This window comes from Nitrosovibrio sp. Nv6, assembly GCF_900110495.1.
Lineage (GTDB): Bacteria > Pseudomonadota > Gammaproteobacteria > Burkholderiales > Nitrosomonadaceae > Nitrosospira.
This window is the reverse complement of record NZ_FODX01000003.1, coordinates 229,105-251,048: the sequence shown is the minus strand read 5'-3', so window position 1 is coordinate 251,048 and position 21,944 is coordinate 229,105. Positions and strand designations below refer to the sequence as shown.

18 protein-coding genes are annotated in these 21,944 nt (G+C 53.8%); 10 read left to right on the top strand and 8 right to left on the bottom strand.

Features of this window, described 5'->3' with window-relative positions:
• Window positions 1–25 precede the first annotated feature (25 nt).
• The 4 genes from BMX66_RS09775 to sdhC all read right to left on the bottom strand — a co-directional run bounded on the left by BMX66_RS09775 (window position 26) and on the right by sdhC (window position 5,294).
• Window positions 26–2,548 (bottom strand): glycogen/starch/alpha-glucan phosphorylase, encoded by a 2,523-nt coding sequence (locus tag BMX66_RS09775; RefSeq protein WP_090881613.1) that lies wholly within the window; start codon window positions 2,546–2,548, stop codon window positions 26–28.
• 223 nt (window positions 2,549–2,771) lie between these two features.
• On the bottom strand, window positions 2,772–4,535 hold the full coding sequence (sdhA, locus tag BMX66_RS09770) for a succinate dehydrogenase flavoprotein subunit (RefSeq protein ID WP_090881611.1): 1,764 nt from the start codon (window positions 4,533–4,535) through the stop codon (window positions 2,772–2,774).
• Between the two features lie 40 nt (window positions 4,536–4,575).
• On the bottom strand, window positions 4,576–4,923 hold the full coding sequence (gene sdhD / locus BMX66_RS09765; protein ID WP_090881609.1) for a succinate dehydrogenase, hydrophobic membrane anchor protein: 348 nt from the start codon (window positions 4,921–4,923) through the stop codon (window positions 4,576–4,578).
• Complete coding sequence (gene sdhC, locus BMX66_RS09760; RefSeq protein WP_090881607.1) at window positions 4,917–5,294, bottom strand: succinate dehydrogenase, cytochrome b556 subunit; 378 nt, start codon at window positions 5,292–5,294, stop codon at window positions 4,917–4,919. The genes sdhD and sdhC overlap by 7 nt, the downstream gene beginning before the upstream one ends.
• A gap of 366 nt (window positions 5,295–5,660) precedes the next feature.
• Here sdhC and BMX66_RS09755 point away from each other — a divergent pair, with 366 nt between their 5' ends.
• From BMX66_RS09755 to BMX66_RS09725, 7 genes are all read left to right on the top strand, one after another.
• Window positions 5,661–6,656, top strand: a complete 996-nt coding sequence (locus BMX66_RS09755; RefSeq protein ID WP_090881605.1) for a malate dehydrogenase — start codon at window positions 5,661–5,663, stop codon at window positions 6,654–6,656.
• A 16-nt stretch (window positions 6,657–6,672) separates the two neighbouring features.
• Window positions 6,673–7,563, top strand: coding sequence for a methylisocitrate lyase (gene prpB, locus BMX66_RS09750; RefSeq protein ID WP_090881603.1), 891 nt, complete (start codon window positions 6,673–6,675; stop codon window positions 7,561–7,563).
• Window positions 7,560–8,717, top strand: a complete 1,158-nt coding sequence (prpC, locus tag BMX66_RS09745; protein ID WP_090881601.1) for a bifunctional 2-methylcitrate synthase/citrate synthase — start codon at window positions 7,560–7,562, stop codon at window positions 8,715–8,717. Before prpB ends, prpC begins: the two co-directional genes overlap by 4 nt.
• 121 nt (window positions 8,718–8,838) lie before the next feature.
• Window positions 8,839–9,210, top strand: coding sequence for an MliC family protein (locus BMX66_RS09740; protein ID WP_090881599.1), 372 nt, complete (start codon window positions 8,839–8,841; stop codon window positions 9,208–9,210).
• A gap of 53 nt (window positions 9,211–9,263) precedes the next feature.
• Window positions 9,264–10,238: a diacylglycerol/lipid kinase family protein gene (locus BMX66_RS09735; protein WP_090881711.1), complete on the top strand. Its 975-nt coding sequence runs from the start codon at window positions 9,264–9,266 to the stop codon at window positions 10,236–10,238.
• Window positions 10,235–11,056 (top strand): metallophosphoesterase family protein, encoded by an 822-nt coding sequence (locus tag BMX66_RS09730; RefSeq protein ID WP_090881597.1) that lies wholly within the window; start codon window positions 10,235–10,237, stop codon window positions 11,054–11,056. The genes BMX66_RS09735 and BMX66_RS09730 overlap by 4 nt, the downstream gene beginning before the upstream one ends.
• A 116-nt stretch (window positions 11,057–11,172) precedes the next feature.
• Window positions 11,173–12,624 carry a bifunctional 2-methylcitrate dehydratase/aconitate hydratase gene (locus BMX66_RS09725; RefSeq protein ID WP_090881595.1) on the top strand — a complete coding sequence of 484 codons (1,452 nt, stop codon included), beginning with the start codon at window positions 11,173–11,175 and terminating at the stop codon, window positions 12,622–12,624.
• A gap of 33 nt (window positions 12,625–12,657) precedes the next feature.
• Here the strand turns inward: BMX66_RS09725 and BMX66_RS09720 are convergent, their stop codons facing one another.
• Complete coding sequence (locus tag BMX66_RS09720; RefSeq protein ID WP_090881593.1) at window positions 12,658–14,118, bottom strand: hypothetical protein; 1,461 nt, start codon at window positions 14,116–14,118, stop codon at window positions 12,658–12,660.
• Window positions 14,119–14,130: 12 nt separating this feature from the next.
• A complete protein-coding gene (locus tag BMX66_RS09715; protein WP_090881591.1) occupies window positions 14,131–14,859 on the bottom strand; it encodes an esterase/lipase family protein in 729 nt (242 codons plus the stop codon).
• A 434-nt stretch (window positions 14,860–15,293) separates the two neighbouring features.
• Between BMX66_RS09715 and BMX66_RS09710 the strand changes: the two genes are divergently transcribed.
• Together BMX66_RS09710 and BMX66_RS09705 are read left to right on the top strand one after the other, a co-directional pair.
• Complete coding sequence (locus BMX66_RS09710) at window positions 15,294–16,058, top strand: SDR family oxidoreductase (RefSeq protein ID WP_199679305.1); 765 nt, start codon at window positions 15,294–15,296, stop codon at window positions 16,056–16,058.
• A 142-nt stretch (window positions 16,059–16,200) separates the two neighbouring features.
• A complete protein-coding gene (locus BMX66_RS09705) occupies window positions 16,201–19,059 on the top strand; it encodes an aconitate hydratase (RefSeq protein ID WP_090881589.1) in 2,859 nt (952 codons plus the stop codon).
• Window positions 19,060–19,163: 104 nt separating this feature from the next.
• Here BMX66_RS09705 and BMX66_RS09700 read toward each other — a convergent pair whose 3' ends face one another.
• A complete protein-coding gene (locus BMX66_RS09700; RefSeq protein ID WP_090881587.1) occupies window positions 19,164–19,940 on the bottom strand; it encodes a Crp/Fnr family transcriptional regulator in 777 nt (258 codons plus the stop codon).
• Between the two features lie 504 nt (window positions 19,941–20,444).
• Between BMX66_RS09700 and BMX66_RS09690 the strand changes: the two genes are divergently transcribed.
• On the top strand, window positions 20,445–21,080 hold the full coding sequence (locus BMX66_RS09690; protein ID WP_090881583.1) for a hypothetical protein: 636 nt from the start codon (window positions 20,445–20,447) through the stop codon (window positions 21,078–21,080).
• A gap of 15 nt (window positions 21,081–21,095) precedes the next feature.
• On the opposite strand, the gene panC is transcribed toward BMX66_RS09690, so the two are convergent.
• Window positions 21,096–21,935, bottom strand: a complete 840-nt coding sequence (gene panC, locus BMX66_RS09685) for a pantoate--beta-alanine ligase (RefSeq protein ID WP_090881581.1) — start codon at window positions 21,933–21,935, stop codon at window positions 21,096–21,098.
• Between the last annotated feature and the right edge of the window lie 9 nt (window positions 21,936–21,944).

Here is a 21,944-nt window from a genome sequence, read left to right as displayed (position 1 = left end):
AACTTAATTCGAGCCCTCGATGGATTCATGAATTCGTGGATATCAGCGATTCACCACTTTCATCAATCGTCGCTTCAGGTACTACCGGCTCCGCATTCCATATCTGGGAGGCATACTGCTTGATGGTACGATCACTGGAAAATTTGCCCATATTGGCAACGTTCAGGATCGCCTTGCGTACCCATTGCTCCTGATCCTGGTATGCGAGTTCAACTTTTTTCTGACAGGCGACATAGGATGCATAATCCGCCAGCAGCAGATATTCGTCGCCATATTGTAAAAGCGAATCCACAATTGGTTTAAATCGATCCAGCTCATCCGGCGAGAAAAAACCCGAACCGATCATATCGAGCACAGCCTGCAATTCCGCGTTAGCATGGTAGAAATCCCGGGGTTGATAGCCGCTTGCTTTCATTTTGGCGACCTCCGCCGCCGAGAGGCCGAATATGAAAATGTTATCCTCTCCAACTTCGTCGCGGATTTCAATGTTGGCGCCATCAGCAGTGCCGATCGTCAGCGCTCCATTCAATGCCAATTTCATGTTTCCCGTTCCCGATGCCTCCGTGCCCGCGGTGGAAATCTGTTCCGAGAGATCCGCGGCCGGGATCATTTCTTCCGCAGTCGAAACGTCGTAATTGGGTATGAACACCACTTTCAAACGGTGGGCCACCTTTGGGTCATTATTCACTATGTCGGCAATATCGTTAATAAGCTTGATGATGAGCTTGGCCATGGCATAACCTGGCGCCGCCTTGCCTCCGAAAATTACGGTGCGCGGCATGTGATCCATGTCTGGCCTATGGCGAATGCGATTGTACAGCGTCACCACATGCAGCACGTTTAGCAACTGCCGTTTGTATTCGTGAATACGTTTGATCTGAACGTCGAACAGCGAATCCGCGTTAATATCAATGTTGAGCTTTTGTTTCACCATCGCAACAAAATGCTCCTTGTCCACACGCTTCGCAGCAGCGAACTCGCTGCGGAAGGTTGTGTCCTCAACCAACGGTACCAAGCGCTTCAACTGACCCAGGTCCTTCACCCAACCGGAGCCGATGCGCGAAGAAATGAGTTCGGCCAAACGCCGATTGGCCTGGTTCAGCCAGCGCCGAGGGGTGATGCCATTGGTTATATTGATGATCTTGTCGGGATAAAAGCGGTCGAAGTCCGAAAATATGGTCTGCTTCATCAGTTCGGTATGAATTTGCGCTACTCCGTTTACCTTGTGGCTGCCAATAATCGCCAGGTGCGCCATGCGGATTCGCCTTCCGCCCGACTCGTCGATGATGGACATGCGCCGCAAAATTCCGGTATCTCCTGGGTATCGGTGCATTACGTCTTTCAAAAACCGATGGTTGATTTCATAAATGATCTGTAAATGGCGAGGCAACACATTTTCGAACAGGGCAACCGGCCATGTTTCGAGCGCCTCGGGCATCAGGGTGTGATTGGTATAGGCGAAAGTGCGGGTAGTGATAGTCCACGCTTCCTCCCACCCCAGATGATGCAAATCCACGAGCACACGCATCAATTCGGGGATGGCAATTGCCGGATGCGTATCGTTCAACTGGATCGCGACTTTATCGGGCAGGGAATCGAAGTTGTCCTGATGCTTGCGATACCGGCGCAGGATGTCATGTAATGAAGCACACACGAAGAAGTATTGCTGCTTCAGCCGCAACTCGCGTCCCATTGCCGTAGTGTCATCAGGGTAGAGCACCTTGGACAGATTTTCCGAGGCGTTCTTATCCTCCACCGCCTTGACGTAATTACCCTCGTTGAAATAGCGCAATTCGAAATCACGCGTCGCCTTGGCTGCCCATAAGCGCATGTTGTTGGCCGTGTGGGTATCATAGCCCGGGACAGGGGTGTCAAAAGCCATGGCCATCACATCATCGGTATCGATCCAGTGATAGCGCATCGCACCCTGCTCCGCGTATTGAACCACGCGGCCATGAAATTTAACGTGGTGCAGCACCTCCGGACGGGGGAATTCCCAGGGGTTGCCATAACGCAGCCAGTTATCCGGGTGCTCGACTTGTCTCCCATCCTCGATGCGCTGAGCAAACATGCCGTACTCATAACGGATGCCGTAGCCGTAGCCGGGGAGGTCGAGCGTGGCCATGGAGTCGAGAAAGCAGGCCGCCAACCGGCCCAGTCCGCCATTTCCCAATGCCGCATCTGGCTCTATTTCACGCACATCGTCCAGATTGATCCCCAATTCGTCTAGTGCCTCACGGAACTGCCTGTCGAAACCGAGGTTGTGCACACCATTCATCAGTGCCCGCCCCATTAGAAATTCCAGCGAAAAGTAGTAAACCCGTTTTACGTCATGAGCGTAATAGCTGCGCATGGTTTCCATCCAGCGGTCGATCAGGCGGTTGCGCACGAGATACGCCGCAGCGAAGAACCTGTCGCGATCCGTGGCGGTAATGGGTCCTTTGCCCACCGAATAGGTCAAACAGTTGGCGAGAGACTGTTTGATCGACTCGATATCGAACCCGCCTTTTTCATGCTCAAAAATAGATTTCTTTACAGAATCAGTCATGATTTATCCAATTAAATGACGATAATCATTAACGGCGTCTTGTATCACTATTCACGCAGGAAAAAATGGCGTGTGCAGATCACTGCGACTTCAAATCGACGCCCTCCGGGATACAGCAGGGTGACGCTAGAGCTGATCGTCGCTATCGCAGACGACGGGTGCCGTCCTGGGCCCGCAACCAGGCTAACTGCCGGCTGGCAGTCATTAATAAAACCGATTCTCGTTAATACGTTCTCGCCTTGGGTGGGAACGACTCAACCGTCAACGGTTTCAACCGGACCGGCTTATAATCCAGCCGCTGGCCTTCCCTGAAATACAGCGTGTGTTTGAGCCACTTGTCGTCATCCCGGTCGGGAAAATCATCGCGGGCGTGGGCGCCCCGGCTTTCGGTGCGTGCTTCAGCCGAAACCATTGTGGCGACCGCCACTTCCACCAGATTTTCGAGTTCCAGCGCTTCCACCCGGGCAGTATTGAATACTCTGCTCTTGTCCTTGATCTCAGTGCGCATAGCACGTTCTGCGACCTCGCCGATTTTTTCCACGCCCTGTTTGAGCATGTCCGGGAAACGGAAAACGCCACAATACGTCTGCATGGTCTTGCGTAGCAGGTCGCCCACTTGCGCTACGCTCTCGCCATCCTTCTGATCATTCAAACGGGAGAGCCGCGCCAGCGCTTTATCCGAGGCGTCGGCAGGCAGGTGTTTGTGATGCCGGTTCTTTTTCAAATCCTCGATCATCCGATTGCCGGCAGCCCGGCCGAACACGAGAATATCGAGCAGTGAATTGGTGCCCAGGCGGTTACCGCCGTGTACGGACACGCAAGCACACTCGCCCACGGCATAGAAGCCTTGCACCACTTCCTCAGGCCCGGTTTTATAGGGCGCCACCACCTGCCCGTAAAAATTGGTGGGAATGCCCCCCATCATGTAATGTGCAGTGGGCACTACCGGGATCGGATCATGGATCGGGTCTGCATGGGCAAACTTTATGGCGATTTCACGAATGCCCGGCAGCCGCGTCTTGATCACATCCGCGCCCAGGTGGTCGAGCTTCAGCAGCAGATAATCGGCATCCCTGCCACAGCCGCGTCCTTCCTTTATCTCCGTGGTCAGGGCCCGCGATACCACATCCCGGCTCGCCAGGTCCTTGGCATTCGGCGCATAGCGTTCCATAAAGCGCTCGCCATCCTTATTGAGCAGATAGCCGCCTTCGCCGCGCACGGCCTCGCTGATTAGTACGCCAACGCCATATACACCGGTAGGATGAAACTGCCAGAATTCCATGTCCTCCAGCGGAACCCCGGCACGAGCCGACATTGCGAGGCCATCGCCCGTATTGATGAATGCATTGGTGCTGGCGCTGAATATGCGCGCGCCGCCGCCGGTGGCGAACAGCGTTGCCCTTGCTTGCAGCGCCATGACTTCCCCAGTCTCAATGTCCAGCGCGGTCACGCCGCACACATCGCCTTCTTCATCACGGATCAGGTCCAGTCCCATCCATTCGACAAAAAACTGGGTGTTGGCCTGTACATTGCGCTGATACAGCGTATGCAGCATGGCGTGCCCGGTTCGGTCAGCCGCCGCGCATGAGCGCGTTGCCTGTGCGCCGCCGAAATTCTGCGATTGTCCGCCGAAGGGGCGCTGGTAAATCTTCCCATTTTCCAAACGGTCGAACGGCATGCCGTAATGCTCCAGTTCATACACCACTTCACTGGCCTGGCGGCACATGAATTCGATGGCGTCCTGATCTCCGAGATAATCAGAACCTTTCACCGTATCGTACATGTGCCAGTGCCAGTTATCCTCAGTGACGTTTCCGAGCGCGGCGGCAATTCCGCCCTGCGCAGCTACCGTGTGTGAGCGGGTTGGGAATACCTTGGACAATACTGCCACTTTAAGTCCGGCTTCCGACAACTGCAGCGCCGCGCGCATTCCCGCGCCGCCGGCACCGACGATTACCGCATCGAATTTTCTCCTGACTATTGCCACGCTATTTTCATGCTTAAACTCACAGATCGCATAATTAAGCTCACAGATTCCATAAGATTTCCACAGACCAGATCGTATAAAATAGCAGGGACAATATGACCAGTACCTGTAAAGTCAGACGAATACCGGTAGTGTGAATGTAATCCATCAGGATATTGCGCATGCCAACCCACGCATGCCAGAACAGGCTGACCAGAAACAGGAAAGAAGCAATGCGCACCCACTGGTTGCTGAACATCGCCTTCAGCGCATTGTCATCGTGGGGCGGCGAAATCAGGAGTGCCGCAACCAGGCACAGGATAAATATTACCATCACAACGGCGGTCACGCGTTGCGCCAGCCAATCGCGTAGACCGTAGTGCGCGCCGGTTGTCACGCGTTTTACCATATCGCCACACCGATCAACAACGTGAGAATGATTCCGGCCGCCAGTACGGCCTTGCTGGTTAAACGCGCTTGATGCAGGGCCCCGCCATAATGGAGATCCAGGGCGAGAAAACGAATGCCTGCAAGGAGATGATGAAGGAAGAACCAAAGCGATAATAATAATCCCGCTTTGAACAGCGGGTTGGCTAGAAGAGATTGCAATTGAGCATAGCCCTGCGGAGAATTCAATACCATATCCAGGGTGCAAAGAACGAGAGGGATGCCCGGAAAGAACAGCAGCGCGCCACTTACGCGATGGAGGAAGGAAACGACGGCAGGGAGCGGCTGCCTGATTTCCAGCAGATCAAGATACTTTGGGCGTGTTTTTTGCAAGTCTTATTCCCTGCGGTTGCATTCAGCGGCAGATTAAGTTTAGACCGTTATACTCAGCGATACAACCGAGGGGGCCAAAAGCACGCCCCTCTCGATCCGACAGGGTTCCCAGAGAACATTAGATGTCGGTAGTTTGACAGCCAAGGTGAATGTTTTTATAGTCGGGTTCATTTGTTCCTACCGACCGTGGCGCCGCAGGGTATGAAATGAAGGGCGGTGTTAAATAGAGTACGGGACATTCGCGCATGGATTGTTGCGAGCTGGCTTCGTTTCGTCCTTCTGGCTCGGCCTTAGATAAGCTATCGTGCGCATTGGAAGATAATTCAAACGAATTTTCTGTACCGATAATCTCCTTCAGGAGCCAAGATGAATACTCCCGTTCGCGTCGCGGTCACTGGCGCAGCTGGCCAAATCGGTTACAGTCTGGTATTTCGCATTGCCGCTGGCGACATGCTCGGCAAGGATCAACCCGTTATCCTGCAGTTGCTGGATATCCCTCAATCGGTGCCCTCGCTGAAAGGCGTGGTCATGGAACTGGAAGATTGCGCATTTCCCCTGTTGGCGGGTGTAACGGTTACCGACGATCCCAAAACTGCTTTTCGTGACGTAAGTATCGCCATGCTGGTTGGTGCCAGACCGCGGGGGAAGGGCATGGAGCGCAAGGATTTGCTGGAAGCGAACGGTGCGATATTTATCAGCCAGGGCAGGGTGCTGGATGAAGTCGCCCGTCGCGACGTGAAGATTCTGGTAGTGGGCAATCCCGCCAATACTAATGCTTACATTGCCATGAAAAATGCACCGGGCCTGAAGCCGAGTAATTTTTCGTCCATGATGCGGCTGGACCATAATCGCGCCTTGTCCCAGATTGCCGCGAAGCTTGGACACCCTGTTGCCGGCATCAGAAAAATGATTGTCTGGGGCAATCATTCCTCTAAACAATATCCTGATTTGAATCACGCCGAGGTCGATGGCGACAAAGTTGCTCGCCTCGTCAATGACCCTGCATGGATAGAAGACTATTTCATCCCTGCCGTGCAGAATCGCGGTACCGAAGTCATTGAGGCGCGCGGTCTGTCGAGCGCCGCAAGCGCCGCCAATGCTGCCATTGGCCATGTCCGCGACTGGGTTTTCGGCACGCCGGAAAACGATTGGGTATCGATGGGGGTCCCTTCAGATGGTAGCTATGGCATTCCGGAGGGGGTTATTTATGGTTTTCCCGCAACCTGCAAGGAGGGCGCCTACCATATTGTCCGTGGTCTGGAGGTCAGTCAATTCAGTAAAGCCAAAATGCAGGCTACCTACCAGGAGTTGGTGGATGAGCGGGATTCCGTGAAGCACTTGCTTGACGGCACCGCTGCATAAGTCCTCCGCTGTTCCTATGATCAATTCCGCTGGTTCCCGTTTTCGCGCCGCGCTTGCTGAAGAGAAGCCTTTGCAGGTGGCGGGCTGCATCAATGCGTATGCAGCGCGCTTGGCAGCCGGTGCCGGGTTCAAAGCTCTCTATCTTTCCGGCGGGGGTGTGGCGGCGGCATCGCTGGGTGTACCGGATCTTGCCATTTCGACGCTGAACGACGTGCTGACCGATGTGCGCCGCATCACGGACATTACCGATCTGCCGCTATTGGTGGATGCGGATACGGGTTTCGGCGGGGCTCTCAATGTCGCCCGCACGGTGAAATCAATGATTAAAGCGGGCGCAGCGGCGTTGCATATCGAAGATCAGGTTGAGGCCAAGCGTTGCGGCCAGCTCCCCGGCAAGATGATTGTCAGCAAGACGGAAATGATTGATCGCATCAAGGCTGCGGTAGACGCCAGAACCGATCCCGAGTTTGTCATCATGGCGCGCACTGACGCGCTGGCGGTCGAAGGGCTGCAATCCGCCATAGAGCGTGCATGCGCTTGTGTGGAAGCAGGCGCGGATATGATCTTTCCCGAAGCCGTGACTGAACTGGACATCTACCGCAGGTTCGAGGCTGCCGTGAGAGTACCCATCCTCGCTAATATCACCGAGTTTGGCGTAACCCCTCTTTATACGGTCGAGGAATTGGCCGGGGCGGACGTTTCCCTGGTGCTTTACCCGCTCTCCGCATTTCGCGCCATGAGTGCTGCCGCTCTGAATGTTTACCAAGCGATACGCAACGAAGGCTCCCAGAAAAGCGTGATCGTTACTATGCAGACTCGCGCCGAGCTATACGACTTTCTCGATTACCATGCATATGAGGAAAAACTGGACACCCTGTTTTCCAAATCCAGAAAACCTGAAAAATGAGTAAGACTACCGAAAGCTCTCCCTCCGTAGGCAAGAAATCCGTGGTTTTGTCGGGTGTGATGGCAGGCAATACCGCTATCTGCAGCGTCGGCAGAACAGGCAATGACCTGCATTATCGCGGCTACGACATTCTGGACATTGCCGATACCTGTGAATTCGAAGAAATTGCCTACCTGCTGGTGCATGAGAAGCTGCCCACCATCGACGAACTGGCAGCGTATAAAGAGAAACTCAAAAGTCTGCGCGATCTGCCTGCCAGGGTTAAAGCCATTCTCGAAGCGATTCCGGCAACTGCTCATCCGATGGATGTTATGCGAACCGGCGTTTCGGCATTGGGCACGGTATTGCCGGAGGCGGAGAAACATACCGTTGGAGGCGCGCGTGATCTGGCGGACCGTCTACTGGCCTGCCTCGGCTCCGTTTTGCTTTACTGGTACCACTACTCCCACAACAATAGTCGCATAGAACTGGCAGCTGAGGAGGATTCCATAGGCGGCCATTTCCTGCAGCTGCTGCATGGAAAGCCGCCGCCTCGGTCGTGGGTGAAGGCTATGCATACCTCGCTGGTGCTGTACGCCGAGCACGAATTCAACGCTTCCACTTTTGCCGCTCGCGTCATTGCCGGCACGGGGTCCGATTTCTACTCGGCAATTACCGGTGCTATTGGCGCATTGCGCGGTCCCAAACATGGGGGCGCCAATGAGGCTGCATTCGATATCCAGACGCGTTATAACAGCCCGGATGAGGCCGAGGCGGACATCCGCCGCCGCGTCGCCGATAAGGAAATCATCATCGGGTTCGGCCACCCCGTATATACCACAGGCGACCCGCGTAACAGGATCATTCGGGAGGTGGCGAGGACACTTTCAGTGGAAGCTCGCGATATGGAAATGTTCAGTATTGCGGAGAGATTGGAAACGGTAATGTGGGACATCAAGAAGATGTTTCCCAATCTCGACTGGTTCTCCGCGGTGGGCTATCACATGATGGGCGTGCCAACAGCCATGTTTACGCCGCTGTTTGCGATTGCACGCACTGCCGGATGGGCTGCGCACATTATTGAACAACGTTTGGACAACAAGATTATTCGACCTTCGGCGAATTACATCGGGCCGGAGGAACGAGAGTTTGTTCCGATTTCGGCACGGAGATAGTCGAACGATAGGAAGAAAAAAGGATCAGGCTGAGCTAACGCGACCTGATATTAGGTTCATCTTCGATACAAGCTAATCAATTTGCCGGCGCTCGTTTATATACCAGAGTTCGAACATATTGATGCGCATGACTTTTCTCTTTGTTATCGTCGCCTTGGTAGGCTGCACCCACTTTTCCCATACGAATGCACCTGTTGCTGGAAGAACTGCCAGTGCTGACATACCAATCGGGTATCGCTGCAAAAGTGGTCATACGATAAATGCGTCTTATTACTCCGGCACTACTGCTGTCGTACGGTATGAGGGCAGGACGCGCGAAATGACAATGGCCATTTCGGGCAGCGGTGTACGCTACATCGGGGGTGGGCTGGAATGGTGGACGAAGGGCGTGGGGCCGGGGTCACAAGGCATGCTCTTCCACCATAAGGATGACGGCGCTCCAGGAGATATACTCGAGAGGTGTGTTCAGGTGACGAGTACGCATGATAGATGAAGCCGCTGATTAACAGCTACAATTCCCTCAGGTATTTCTTCCCAAAAAGCTTGATGTCTCCTATTGCAGACAAATCTGCCCCTCCGCTCTTCATCATTCTCAATGCCGCATCCGGCCACAACAACACGTCTACCGTTTCTACCGTCATCGAGGAGGTGCTGACTCAGTATGGTAGACCCTACCAACTGATGGTGGTCGAAGACGCCGCACAGCTTGATTTCATTGCGCGTCAAACAGTTAAGCGAGCTTGTGGATGTGGGGGTGTCGTTGTGGTGGCGGGCGGCGATGGCAGCATCAACGCCGTGGCCCAGGCAACCCTCGGCACTCGTTGCCCTCTTGGCGTATTGCCTCAAGGTACGTTCAATTACTTCGGCCGCGAGCATGGAATATCCTCTGATACTGCCGAGGCCACCCGAGGGCTACTGACGGCTCGGGTCCAGGCAGTTCAAGTGGCTCTTGTCAATGATCGGCTATTCCTGGTGAATGCGAGCCTCGGGCTTTACCCGCAGTTGCTCGAAGACCGCGAGGCTTTCAAACAGCAATATGGACGCAATCGCCTGGTTGCGTTTGCGTCGGGACTGATAACCTTGCTGCGACACCACCGTCAACTGCTCATCAGCCTGGAAATCCGCGGCAAGGTTCACGATATTCGCACACCCACCCTATTTGTGGGCAACAACCGGTTGCAGTTGGAGCAGATCGGCATCCCGCTGGAAAAAGCGATCGAGAATGATGAACTCGCAGCAATTACGTTGCGGCCACTCGGTATGATGGCGATGTTGTGGCTACTGGTTCGTGGGGTGTTCGGAAAGTTGGGCGAAGCACAAAATGTTATCAGCTTTGGCTTCAAGCGCATGACGGTAAGGCCTTCTCGCCACCTCAAGCGCCGCGTGAAAATCGCGACAGACGGCGAGATTGTCTGGATGGAGACGCCGCTCGAATTTCGCGTTTCTCCGCACCCACTGTATTTGCTCAAGCCCGGCACTATGCCTGAGCCAGAAACTTCGGATACAGGTTCAGATGCATGAAAGCGCTTATTCACATTTCCGACCCGCATTTCGGCACAGAGCAGCCGCCAGTAGTTGAAGCGTTAGTGCGCCTTGTGCATGACGAGGCGCCCGAACTGGCCGTGTTATCCGGCGATATCACGCAAAGGGCGCGCCGGAGACAGTTCCGCTCTGCGAAAACCTTCACCGACCGGCTCGAGGTCCCATCATTAATCGTGATTCCAGGCAATCACGATATTCCTCTGTTTAATTTTGTGGCGCGGTTCCTCAACCCTTATGGAAACTACCGTCGCGAATTCGGCAGCAACCTCGAACCGATGTTCGAGTCGGACAGATTGCTTGTCATTGCGCTCAACACCACTCGCCGCTATCGCCATACGGACGGTGAAGTGTCAAAAGCGCAAATCCGCCGTGTGACCGATCGCCTAAAAATAGCGGCTGCGGACCAATTACGCATTGTTGTAACTCATCAACCCGTATGCGTGACACAGGTAAAGGATGAAGCCAATCTTCTGCACGGTTGTGAGGCGGCGGTGCGGCAATGGGCCACCGCGGGCGCTGACATGATTCTGGGCGGTCACATTCACCTGCCTTATGTGTGTGCTTTACATGAACGCGATGCTAGCCTCATGCGGCCGGTTTGGGCGGTACAAGCCGGTACGGCAGTGTCGCGGCGCGTGCGCCTCGGCGGAAACAATTCGATCAACCTGATTCGCTACGAGGTCTTGCAACGGCGCCAGTGTACTGTTGAACGTTGGGACTACCTCGCGTCGGCAAAAAACTTTGTGAGGGTAGCAATCAATCCCCTGGAGCTTGATGCTTCAGGTGGTGGCGGTTGAATCAGCCATTTATTATAGAGCCAGGTATCAAATAGAACAGTAGGGAAGACCTTCTTCCCGCTTTCGCGGGAAAGACCATGCTCCGGGGTGAACGGCTGGCTCTATAATACGTAACCATGTCATCCCACATCTCCAATATTCGCCCCCAACCCGATCAAGTGCTGGGGGATATCGCGGATTACGTTGTTAACCACGATATTGAAAGTGCCCTCGCTTACGACACTGCGCGCAACTGTCTGATGGATTCCCTGGGCTGTGCAATGGAAGCGCTTACTTACCCGGCTTGCACCAAGCTGCTGGGGCCGCTCATTCCTGGCTCTACGGTGCCGGATGGGGCAAAAATTCCCGGTACCCGGTTCCAGCTCGATCCGGTGCAGGCGGCGTTCAATATCGGTACGATGATCCGCTGGCTTGATTTCAACGATACCTGGCTGGCCGCAGAATGGGGGCATCCTTCGGACAATCTGGGCGGCATACTTGCGGTGGCCGATTGGTGCGCGCGTAATGCTGTCATTGGGGGAGCGAAATCATTCACGGTGCGTGACGTACTGACAGCCATGATAAAGGCGCATGAAATTCAGGGCTGCCTCGCATTGGAAAACAGTTTCAACAAGGTTGGGCTGGATCATGTCGTGCTGGTGAAAGTGGCGTCCGTCGCAGTTGTGACGCATTTGCTTGGCGGAAGCCGCGACCAGCTCGTCGATGCCCTTTCGCAGGCCTGGGTGGACGGGCAATCATTGCGTACTTATCGCCACGCGCCCAATACCGGCTCGCGCAAATCCTGGGCAGCGGGAGATGCCACCAGCCGCGCGGTATGGCTCGCGCTGATCACGCTTAAAGGAGAAACGGGTTATCCTTCGGCGCTCACCGCAAAAACCTGGGGATTCTACGACGTTCTGTTCAAGGGACAGCCGTTCCGGTTTCAGAGACCGATTCAGCAATGGGATTCGTACGTGATGGAAAACGTATTGTTCAAGATTTCCTTTCCCGCCGAATTCCATTCCCAAACCGCGGCGGAATGCGCGATGCAACTGCATTCCGGGGTAAAGGAGCGGATCAGTGATATCAGCAAAATTACCATTCGCACGCATGAGGCCGCCATTCGCATCATCGACAAAAAGGGACCGCTTAACAGCCCCGCCGATCGAGATCATTGCATTCAATACATCGTTGCGGTGCCGCTTATTTTTGGACGGCTCACCGCTGCCGATTATGAAGACGCCATTGCCGCCGATCCACGCATCGACGAGCTTCGCGAGAAGATTACATGTATCGAGGATCCCCAATTCACAAAGGCTTATTACGATCCGCAGAAGCGCTCCATCGCCAACGGAGTCACTGTGGAATTCAAGGACGGCGGAAAACTGGATGAAGCCGTGGTGGAATATCCCATCGGGCACAGGTTCCGCCGCAAGGAAGGCATTCCACTACTGGAAGAAAAGTTCAGAATCAGCCTCGCCCGCCGGTTTACGCCGGCGCAACAGAACGCAATCATTGACCTCTGCCTCGACCAGGCGAAGCTGGAAGCAACGCCGGTAAGTGAGTTTGTTGATTTGTTCGTGGTTTAAGACCGTTTTTTCTCCAAAATATGAAACACGATATCATTCAGGCTCATGCTCGATTTCGGCCAGATTTCTACAATCTTCGGACGGGGCAGGGCTGATATCCAGCAATATTTTAAGAGTGGTAAGTCGCAACCTCCACGACTCGTTTGTCGCTGGGTCAATCGATAACCCTCCTACCAGTTGTTCAATGCCGTCAACCTTTGCGGAGTCGCAGCTGGACAAAAAACGGCGCAACTCCTCGCTACTGCCAATGCCAGTGCGCCGGACGAAATCGGGATAATCTTCCCGCAAGTGAGTCGCGAGCCAGGCCTGGTCTATCCATTGCTTCAACTGATCGTAGCTGAAGCAGGTACGCACGGCCAGATCTACAGCATCGGCATTGCTAAGATTTTCGATGTTATCGAAACCCTCCCGTTCCAGTCTCAACTCATGGGAATAGCTCATCCCGGCCAGCATGGAAAGTGGAAGCGCGCGGTAACTGCTTTCGGGAACAATATTCCTCATTATCTTGAGTGCAATACGCTCAATCACCAGTGATGCCCGTTTTGGGTAGAAGCCAAAGAAAAAGGAAACAACGGGAAGGAGACTTAGACCTGCCGGTATTGTTGACCCTGTTTCGCTGGAGTTGTCATCTGAATTTACCTTTGCATCCTCATCAGCTATTGAAGCCGCAGTGTCCGATGAAGACTCGGCAGTGGCCAAAGATTCAGCGGAATCATTTTCACGTGCAGCAGCTGCGGAAGAAGCGGCAGATGCGGGTGTGAGCTCCCCAGGGAGGATAAAGTCGAAAGCGAAGGAGAGCACCAGTGCCAGTATGCTCGCCACGATCATGCGGATGGCGCCGTCGACGAAAGTGAGAGAAGTCAGGTCCATCGTGAAGTAAGCGCGGACAACCGAGCCGACGAAATAGACGTAGGCGCCCAGAAAGCCGAATTGGAAAGCAATCTGGTTCCGGATGAAATGGGAATAATATGCCTCGGGATTTTTTTCGTATAGTTCGGCGAACGGGCCCATCGTCAGCATATTTGCGCCAAGGCTGAAGTCGGCTCCCACCCCGTCCGGTGATGAAACCGGTTTGAACAGCAGCAGGATAGAAACGCCGAGCATCACGACAGTCGTAGTCAACCAGACACTGCCGCGATACGTGCCAAAGGAAGCGCGCCGCCCCATTCTCCTGCGGATTTCGCCGCGTCGCTCAGGCGGGACTTCATGCTGCAGCCGGCGTTCCTTTCGGTTCGCCATGGTTAATGTATAGCTCAGCGCAAGGGATGGCACGACCAGCACCACCAGCAATGCCATGACAAGATTATATTGAAAGAACACCGGGTCAAACCAGTGCGCAACCGCCCGGAAGTCGTTGTACTCGGTTCCATCCGGGCGCAAAGGGGGACCAAACGCCGACTCCAGCCCAAGGCTGATAATAAGGAGTGAGGGCAGCAGAAATATCAGCCAGTCATACCATGGCATGCGCCATTGCTTACCATCGTTCTGATCCATTGCCACTCCTTCTCAACCTGTTTTGCTCTCTGCCGCAGTCATAGCCTCGGCAGCGATCCGAGTCCAGAAACGGAGGTGATTGAAAGGCCGCGCTGCTTGAGAATCCGGCAAGCTCAGACTCCATCCCAGAAGTTCCAGGTGGTCCGCGTGGACGGCGCCACGAAATTCTCCCCAGGGAGTGGAGCTGACCGGCACCATTCCGTCATTGTCTTCCCGGAAGACATGCCCATAGGGGCGAAGCCAGAATGGCAGCTCATCAGCGGAACGAAAACTCCCGTAGGAGGAATAATCGACGTCTTCGCGGTCTGGAATCTGCATCCCTGCCAGTGCTTCGGGGGTCAATTCGCGCAGCCCCGGGTTCCCGATGTGTCGAATACAGGCTGGAATCGGGCCTTCGGCTTCGAGAAACCATCGTGCGAGCGGCGAGCCACGATGTGGTGTGGAAACAGTAAGGAGGCTTTTTACGCGCCGGTCCGGATCAAGGTAGGTGATCAGATACCTTGCGTCCAGTCCTCCCATGCTATGACCAATCAAAGCAAAGGCACGGGAGTCGCTGCTGAAAAGCTTCCGAGCCAGCGCCTCGGCACGCTCGGCTATACAGCCGGCGGGAGGCACCTCGGGTATGAGAGGAACGATATGTATTCGTCGCAGGGCCTCTTTCACCCCGCGAAAATACTCAATAGGTCCCCGGTGCGAGAAACCAAGAAAACCATGCAGCAGGGCCAGCGCGGGTGGAGGCATAAACAATGCTCTATTAAAGTATCCGCCAGACGCATTCACCCTTGCGCCAATATAGCTGCGGCATATCGCATCCCGTTGGAGAGGGCTGGCACAGCGGATCGTTAGCCATCTATTTCATATTAGCTGGTTTTTTGGCGCCTCGCAGAGTGAGGGTGCTAGTAACTGTAGCCGATGAGACGAGTGGATGAGACGAAAGGCCGCTTTCACCGAAGGTTTTCGATGATAAACTTGGAGTCATGCATACTTGCGACCGGCTAAGCGGGGGAGCGGGGCTTGATAAACGGCGCTCGATAAGCGCGGTAATTGGGTATATCCTTAGGTGAGTTATTTTCCATGCAAAAAGTGAAGAATACTGTTTAAGCGAAATATTATTAAACGGTACTTGAAGTAAGCCGATCCGCACGCGATGTTAATCCCGTGAAATTGAAGTTCAAATGAAAATGGCTTATGACATAAATGGCAAGATAGCGCTTGTCACGGGCGCGAATCGGGGAATAGGCCGAGCGATAGTCGATGCGTTTCTGCATCACGGAGCAACAAAAGTTTACGCGGCCGTGCGCAACCTGGATTCTGCCGATCCCCTGATCGAGCACTATGGCGATATGGTGGAACCTGTCCAATTGGATTTGGCCAAGCCGGAGACTATCGTCGCAATGGCGGTCAGAACCGACGACGCCCAGGTGATAGTCAACAATGCAGCAGTCTATAAGGCCGCCACTCCATTGGACAGCGACGCAATAGATGCGCTTGAGCTTGCAATGAAGATCAATGTGTTTGGCCTTGTCCGCATGGCGCAAGCATTTGCCCCTGTCCTCAGGGAGAACGGGGGAGGAGCGTTCGTCCAACTCAACTCTATTGCATCACTGAAGTGCTCTTCGAATTTTGCGACGCACTCCGCTTCCAAGGCGGCCACTTATTCCATCACACAGGCACTGCGTGAATTGCTGGGCCAGCAGGGCACAGCGGTGCTCAGCGTACATCCGGGTCTCATTGCGACTGACATGGCGAGTACTGCTGGCCTGGCCGGCACTGCGGAACCTCCCTCGGTTGTTGCAGAGGGTATCGTCGCCGCGCTGAAATCGGGGGATTTCCACCTTTTTCCCGACACAATGGCTCAACGTGTCGGACGTGCTTACGAGAGCTTTTCCAAAAGTGTAATCGAAGCCGATATTGAAGAATATAAAACGGACAAACGTTAATTATTACTGATGTGAAAATTTAAGCGGCCCGAGGTGGTATTGCATCCTCATGTGGCGCTCCTTTGCCTGATTCGTTCGACTGGGGAGTGGATTTCGGCAAACCTCGGCTTACTGGATTCGGCATTTTTCAAGGAGTACATCCATGACTCACAACCTGTTCAATACATTGAAGGAACTTCCCCTTTCCACGAACAGGAACGCAAAGTTTTATTCTTTGCCTGCCCTTGAAGCGTCGGGCGTGGGCAGGATTTCGCGGCTGCCGGTCTCCATTCGTATTGTGCTGGAATCGATCCTGCGCAGTTGCGATGGCAAGAAAGTCACCGAGACACATGTAAAGCGACTGGCGAACTGGCAACCCAACGCCGCGAGGACGGATGAGATTCCCTTTGTGGTTTCGCGGATTGTATTGCAGGATTTCACCGGCGTACCACTCCTGGTCGATCTGGCTGCGATGCGCGGTGTGGCAAAAAAAATGGGCAGGGATCCCAAGCTCGTTGAACCACTCGTCCCGGTTGATCTGGTGGTTGATCACTCGGTACAGGTCGATCACTACGGTAACGACCAGGCGCTTAATCTCAACATGGAAATCGAATTTCGCCGTAACAATGAGCGTTATCAGTTTATAAAATGGGGAATGCAGGCATTTGACACGTTCAAGGTAGTGCCCCCCGGAATCGGCATTGTGCATCAGGTCAATCTGGAATATCTCGCCCGAGGGGTATACGAGAAAGATGGTGTGTTGTATCCGGATACGCTGGTTGGCACCGACTCGCATACCACGATGATCAATGGCATCGGCGTAGTGGGCTGGGGCGTTGGGGGTATCGAGGCGGAGGCTGGAATGCTGGGGCAGCCGGTTTACTTTCTGACTCCCGATGTTGTCGGCGTAAATCTGACGGGCCGGTTGCGTGATGGCGTTACCGCCACGGATCTGGTGCTGACTGTCACCGAGATGCTGCGTAAAGCCAGCGTGGTGGGCAGCTTCGTGGAATTTTTCGGTGAAGGTACAGCATCGCTAACGGTGCCCGACCGCGCCACTATCGCCAACATGTCGCCCGAATATGGAGCCACCATCGGTTTCTTCCCCGTTGATGACGCCACCATCGAGTATTTTAAGGAAACGGGCCGAACCGACGAGGAAGTCGCTGCGTTTCAATCCTACTTCAAAGCCCAGGAACTTTACGGCATTCCGCGCAAGGGCGACATTGATTACTCACGTGAATTGGAGCTTGATCTGGGCACTGTCTCCTCCTCACTGGCGGGGCCAAGGCGTCCCCAGGACCGCATCGAGATAGATAACATCAAGTCCAGGTTTACCGAACTCTTCGCCACGCCCGTTACGCAAAGCGGTTACGGTAGAGATGCCGCGAATCTCAACCTTCGCTATCCGGTGCGCAGTTGCGACGAACGCCACGACGGCAGGAGCGTCCCTGCCGGCTCAAGCCAGCAGACGGCTGCCCCTAAGGTTGCTCATGCGGCTGCCGTAAGGCCGGGCACCGAAAGGCATATTACGGAGATGGTCAACAATCGCCCGATAATTGACGGAGTCGAAGCGCCCGCGTGCATACCCAACGGTCCAATCGATCTGGGTCACGGCGATGTGGTAATTGCTGCCATTACATCCTGCACAAATACCTCCAACCCGAGCGTGTTGCTCGCTGCGGGACTGCTGGCAAAGAAGGCGGTAGAAAAAGGGCTGTCTGTGAAACGGCATATCAAGACTTCGCTCGCACCCGGTTCGCGTGTGGTCACGGAATATCTTAATGCTACCGGCTTGCTGGGCTACCTGGAAAAACTCGGCTTCAACCTTGCGGGCTACGGCTGTACTACTTGTATCGGGAATTCGGGACCGCTATCCGAGCCCATCGAGGAAGCGATAGTGGCCAACGATCTGGTTTGCGCGGCCGTACTCTCCGGCAATCGCAATTTTGAAGCAAGAATTCACCCCAGCATTCGCGCGAATTTCCTTGCATCTCCACCGCTTGTGGTGGCATATGCCATTGCAGGAACCATGCTTAAGGATTTGACGACCGAGCCAGTGGGTATCGGGGAGGATGGTAAACCCGTCCGGCTTGCAGAAATCTGGCCGAGCGAGGAAGAGATTCACGGACTGATGAAATACGCCGCGAACGCGGAAACATTCCGGCGGCTCTACAGCAATCTGACCAAGGATCATCCGTTGTGGAACGACGTGTCATCGGTTTCGGGTAAGGTATATGACTGGCCAAAGTCCACCTATATCGCCGAGCCACCGTTCTTCCAGGACTTTTCCATGGAGCCTGCGCCGCCCGGCGGAATACGCAATGCGCGCGTTCTCGGCATATTCGGCGACTCCGTGACTACCGATCACATCAGTCCCGCCGGTTCCATCAAGGATACATCGCCTGCTGGAAAATACCTGCTGGCGAACGGGGTGTCCAAACCGGATTTCAATAGTTACGGAGCGCGCCGCGGCAACCATGATGTAATGATGCGCGGTACCTTCGCCAATGTGCGAATCAAGAATCTGATGATACCCGGCAGCGAAGGCGGCATCACCGTGCATCAGCCAGATGGCAAGCAAATGAGCATTTATGACGCCGCCATGCAATATATCGCAGATGGCATACCGACGGTTGTATTCGGGGGAGAAGAGTACGGCGCTGGATCAAGCCGTGACTGGGCTGCGAAAGGAACACAATTACTTGGAGTCAAGGCAGTAATTGCCAGGAGCTTCGAACGCATACACCGCAGCAACCTGGTTGGCATGGGTGTATTGCCGCTGCAATTCAAAGGTAACGACAGCACGGAATCACTGGAAATTCACGGCGATGAACAGTTTGACCTCCTGGGCCTGGACGACATTCGCCCTCAGCAGGATGTGACACTTGTCATACGCAGGGGAGACGGTTCAAGCAGTCAGATCGATTTGCGATGCAGGATTGATACTGCCATTGAGGTAGACTATTACCTGGACGGCGGTATATTGCCTTACGTCCTAAGAGAACTCATGACAGGATGAATGAAGAGAATTGCATTTTGGGTGGCATGCGACAAGCCGGACTATTCAGTTCAAACCAGGGTTGGGGAGGGATCTGGTTTTCGCTGAGTAGTCCGGGGCTCTCCTCAGTTTACAGACCACAACTCTTCGTCGGCATTCAGCTTAGCGGGGCTCTGAGCAGGATGGGAAGCGGAGTAATTCGATAGTAGGCGGTCGTACTCGTTATTCACTACCGCATAACATTCACAAACGGAATTTTCGAGTTCTTCACGGTCCATTACGGTGATATGTCCACGGCTGTACTGGATCGCTCCGATCATTTGCAGTTTAAGAGCAGCCTGAGTCACACTTTCCCTGCGCACACCCAACATTATCGCAATCTGCTCGTGTGTCATTTGCAAGTCATGGCCTGCCAATCGATCCAGGCTCATTAAAAGGAAACGGCCTAGCTGCTGCTCTATATTATGGTGCCGGTTGCATACCGCGTTCTGTGCAGTTTGAGTCATTAGCGCTTGAGTGAAGCGCAACACCAGATGCTGTAATTTTCCGCGGGAATCGAATTCTTTTTTCAGCGTGCTTGTTTTTATACGATAACCATCCCCCGCGCTTTGCACCACTACTCCTGTTGGCGTGCTGCCGCTGCCTAACAGGGACGAGATGCCGGTGAGCCCCTCGTTACCTATTATTGAAAGCTGAACCGATGCGCCGTTCTCCACGCCGTATAAAGGCGCAACAGTACTGGTAGTGGGAAAATATGCGTGGGTAATGGAGGAACCAGGTTCATGGATTATCTGTCCCAACGGCAATGATATAAACTCAAGGTATGCGAATAGCCGCCCATAATCTTCCGCGGGAAGTGCGGCAAGAATTTTGTTTTGCTTCGGACTGTGCTGTGGAAACATAATGAGGTATCTCCTTTATGTTGGGGCTATGCTGCAAAAGTATACCGTTCGCTCATGACGTTATTACTACAGATCCGCGAAGTGGCGCTATCTGGACGCGCCTTATGCTTTTGTGTTTCATGACTGCCGCATCCGGTCAGAGTGGTCATCTCGTTTTCAGCAGACTGAAACTGAATAGCCAGCACTTGAAATACTATAAGCATTAATCATGCCACTATTTAGTAATACGTTTATAAACAGTCACCTGGCCAGGATTCTGGCAGAGAAATGGGATTTAACCCTTGTTATCTTGTTGCTACCCGGCAACATAATAGGGATACTTGGATATAAGCCCTTGATAATTAGTCGTTTTTGTGTGTCGTCAGATGGAGACGAGAATAAGAGCAGTATAATCAATAAGTTATAGGAGTAGAGAAAAACACATCGAAGGCGGGCTCAGGTGGTAATAGTTTCCATCGGTTTCGTTTGAGTCTGGCTCATTTTCAGCGTATTCAAAAATCGGCAATGAAGGTCCTCACATTCAATAAAAAGATAAGCGGGATTTCAGTTCAGCGCATGATCGTCCTGATCATTTCGATAGGCGGCCTGTCTGGCTGCGCCTTCTTTGCCCCTCGCTATCAGATCACGCATCGTTATGAGCCTCCCACAGATCCGGCAGCCAGTATTTGCCTGGAAAAGTGTACCCAAAGGCTGGAGTCCTGCCAGCAAAGTTGCACATCCACCTATCAGGCATGCCTGAAGCGCATAGAGCCGCTCGTGGAAGAGAGATACAAAAATGCCATGCAGCGGTATGAAAATGAACTCGAAACGTACCGCCGTCACATGAATTCCAGATATCTGGGTTGGGGACGCGCTACGCTCGGATGGGGACGCTCCGCCTGGGGTTGGGGCGGCTATCCATGGGGATGGGGCGGGTCACCGTGGGGTTGGGGAGGACCTTATTATGGCCTGGGTTACTCCTATCCCTTTTATTACCAACCTGCGCCCCCCACCAGACCGAGTCGCACCAGGGAGTTTGACCGGTTGCGCTATGAGCAATGCGAAGTCGAATGCGGGTGTCAGTCGGTTCAGGATTCCTGTTTCCTGAGCTGCGGCGGCAGGAAAATTGTGGAGGAACGTTGTATTGCGAACTGCCCCTGAAATAACGACATTACCCTATACTCTGGTTGCAGATACTTCCAGGTTATCGATCAACCGTGTTTTACCCAGCCAGGCCGCTCCCAGTATAACCAGATTCTCATCGCCGACCTGTGCTGGCATCAATGTGTCGCATTGCTGTATTGCGATGTAATCGACTTTCCATCCGTGGCCGCAAAGGATTCCTTTTGCATTTTCCTCCAGCTCATGAAAATTTCTATCGCCGTTCGCTATTCCTTGCTTCACTTGGGATAATACGTGATGCAATCGCGTCGCTTCAGCGCGTTCCCTTTCTGTCAGATAGCGGTTACGAGAACTCAACGCCAGATGGTCGGATGCGCGTATGATTTCTCCCTCCACAATTTCCACTGGCAGATTCAACTGTCGCACCATTTCACGCACGATATGCAATTGCTGATAGTCCTTCTTCCCGAACACCGCTGCCTGGGGTTGCACAATATTGAAAAGTTTCAATACCGCTGTTGCCACCCCGCGAAAAAATCCTGGACGAAATTCTCCTTCCAGCGTGTCGGCCACCGGAGGCGGCTCCAGCATAAACTCTTGTGCGACCGGATAAAGAGTCTTTTCCTCGGGTGCGAATACCACGTCGACACCCCTATTTTCCAATAGCTCACAGTCATCCGCCAGATTACGTGGATACTGGTCGAAATCCTCGGTTGGTGCAAACTGCAGGCGGTTGACAAAAATACTTGCCACGACACAATCCGCTCTGTGGCGAGCAATGTCGACCAGCGACAAGTGGCCTTCGTGCAGCCCGCCCATAGTCGGAACAAGCGCAACGGAAGACTCACGCCCGAGGCGCAAACGCAAGGATGAGATGTCGGCAATGACCTCCACACTTAATCA

What these genes read in the sequence shown, in the direction of transcription:
- BMX66_RS09775 (WP_090881613.1), bottom strand. Translation starts at nt 2,548, where the DNA reads ATGACTGATTCTGTAAAGAAATCTATTTTTGAGCATGAAAAAGGCGGG.
- BMX66_RS09730 (WP_090881597.1), top strand. Translation starts at nt 10,235, where the DNA reads ATGAAAGCGCTTATTCACATTTCCGACCCGCATTTCGGCACAGAGCAG.
- BMX66_RS09715 (WP_090881591.1), bottom strand. Translation starts at nt 14,859, where the DNA reads ATGCCTCCACCCGCGCTGGCCCTGCTGCATGGTTTTCTTGGTTTCTCG.
- BMX66_RS09705 (WP_090881589.1), top strand. Translation starts at nt 16,201, where the DNA reads ATGACTCACAACCTGTTCAATACATTGAAGGAACTTCCCCTTTCCACG.
- BMX66_RS09725 (WP_090881595.1), top strand. Translation starts at nt 11,173, where the DNA reads ATGTCATCCCACATCTCCAATATTCGCCCCCAACCCGATCAAGTGCTG.
- BMX66_RS09700 (WP_090881587.1), bottom strand. Translation starts at nt 19,940, where the DNA reads ATGTTTCCACAGCACAGTCCGAAGCAAAACAAAATTCTTGCCGCACTT.
- BMX66_RS09755 (WP_090881605.1), top strand. Translation starts at nt 5,661, where the DNA reads ATGAATACTCCCGTTCGCGTCGCGGTCACTGGCGCAGCTGGCCAAATC.
- BMX66_RS09740 (WP_090881599.1), top strand. Translation starts at nt 8,839, where the DNA reads ATGCGCATGACTTTTCTCTTTGTTATCGTCGCCTTGGTAGGCTGCACC.
- sdhD (WP_090881609.1), bottom strand. Translation starts at nt 4,923, where the DNA reads ATGGTAAAACGCGTGACAACCGGCGCGCACTACGGTCTACGCGATTGG.
- BMX66_RS09735 (WP_090881711.1), top strand. Translation starts at nt 9,264, where the DNA reads ATGTCTCCTATTGCAGACAAATCTGCCCCTCCGCTCTTCATCATTCTC.
- prpC (WP_090881601.1), top strand. Translation starts at nt 7,560, where the DNA reads ATGAGTAAGACTACCGAAAGCTCTCCCTCCGTAGGCAAGAAATCCGTG.
- prpB (WP_090881603.1), top strand. Translation starts at nt 6,673, where the DNA reads ATGATCAATTCCGCTGGTTCCCGTTTTCGCGCCGCGCTTGCTGAAGAG.
- BMX66_RS09710 (WP_199679305.1), top strand. Translation starts at nt 15,294, where the DNA reads ATGAAAATGGCTTATGACATAAATGGCAAGATAGCGCTTGTCACGGGC.
- BMX66_RS09690 (WP_090881583.1), top strand. Translation starts at nt 20,445, where the DNA reads ATGAAGGTCCTCACATTCAATAAAAAGATAAGCGGGATTTCAGTTCAG.
- BMX66_RS09720 (WP_090881593.1), bottom strand. Translation starts at nt 14,118, where the DNA reads ATGGATCAGAACGATGGTAAGCAATGGCGCATGCCATGGTATGACTGG.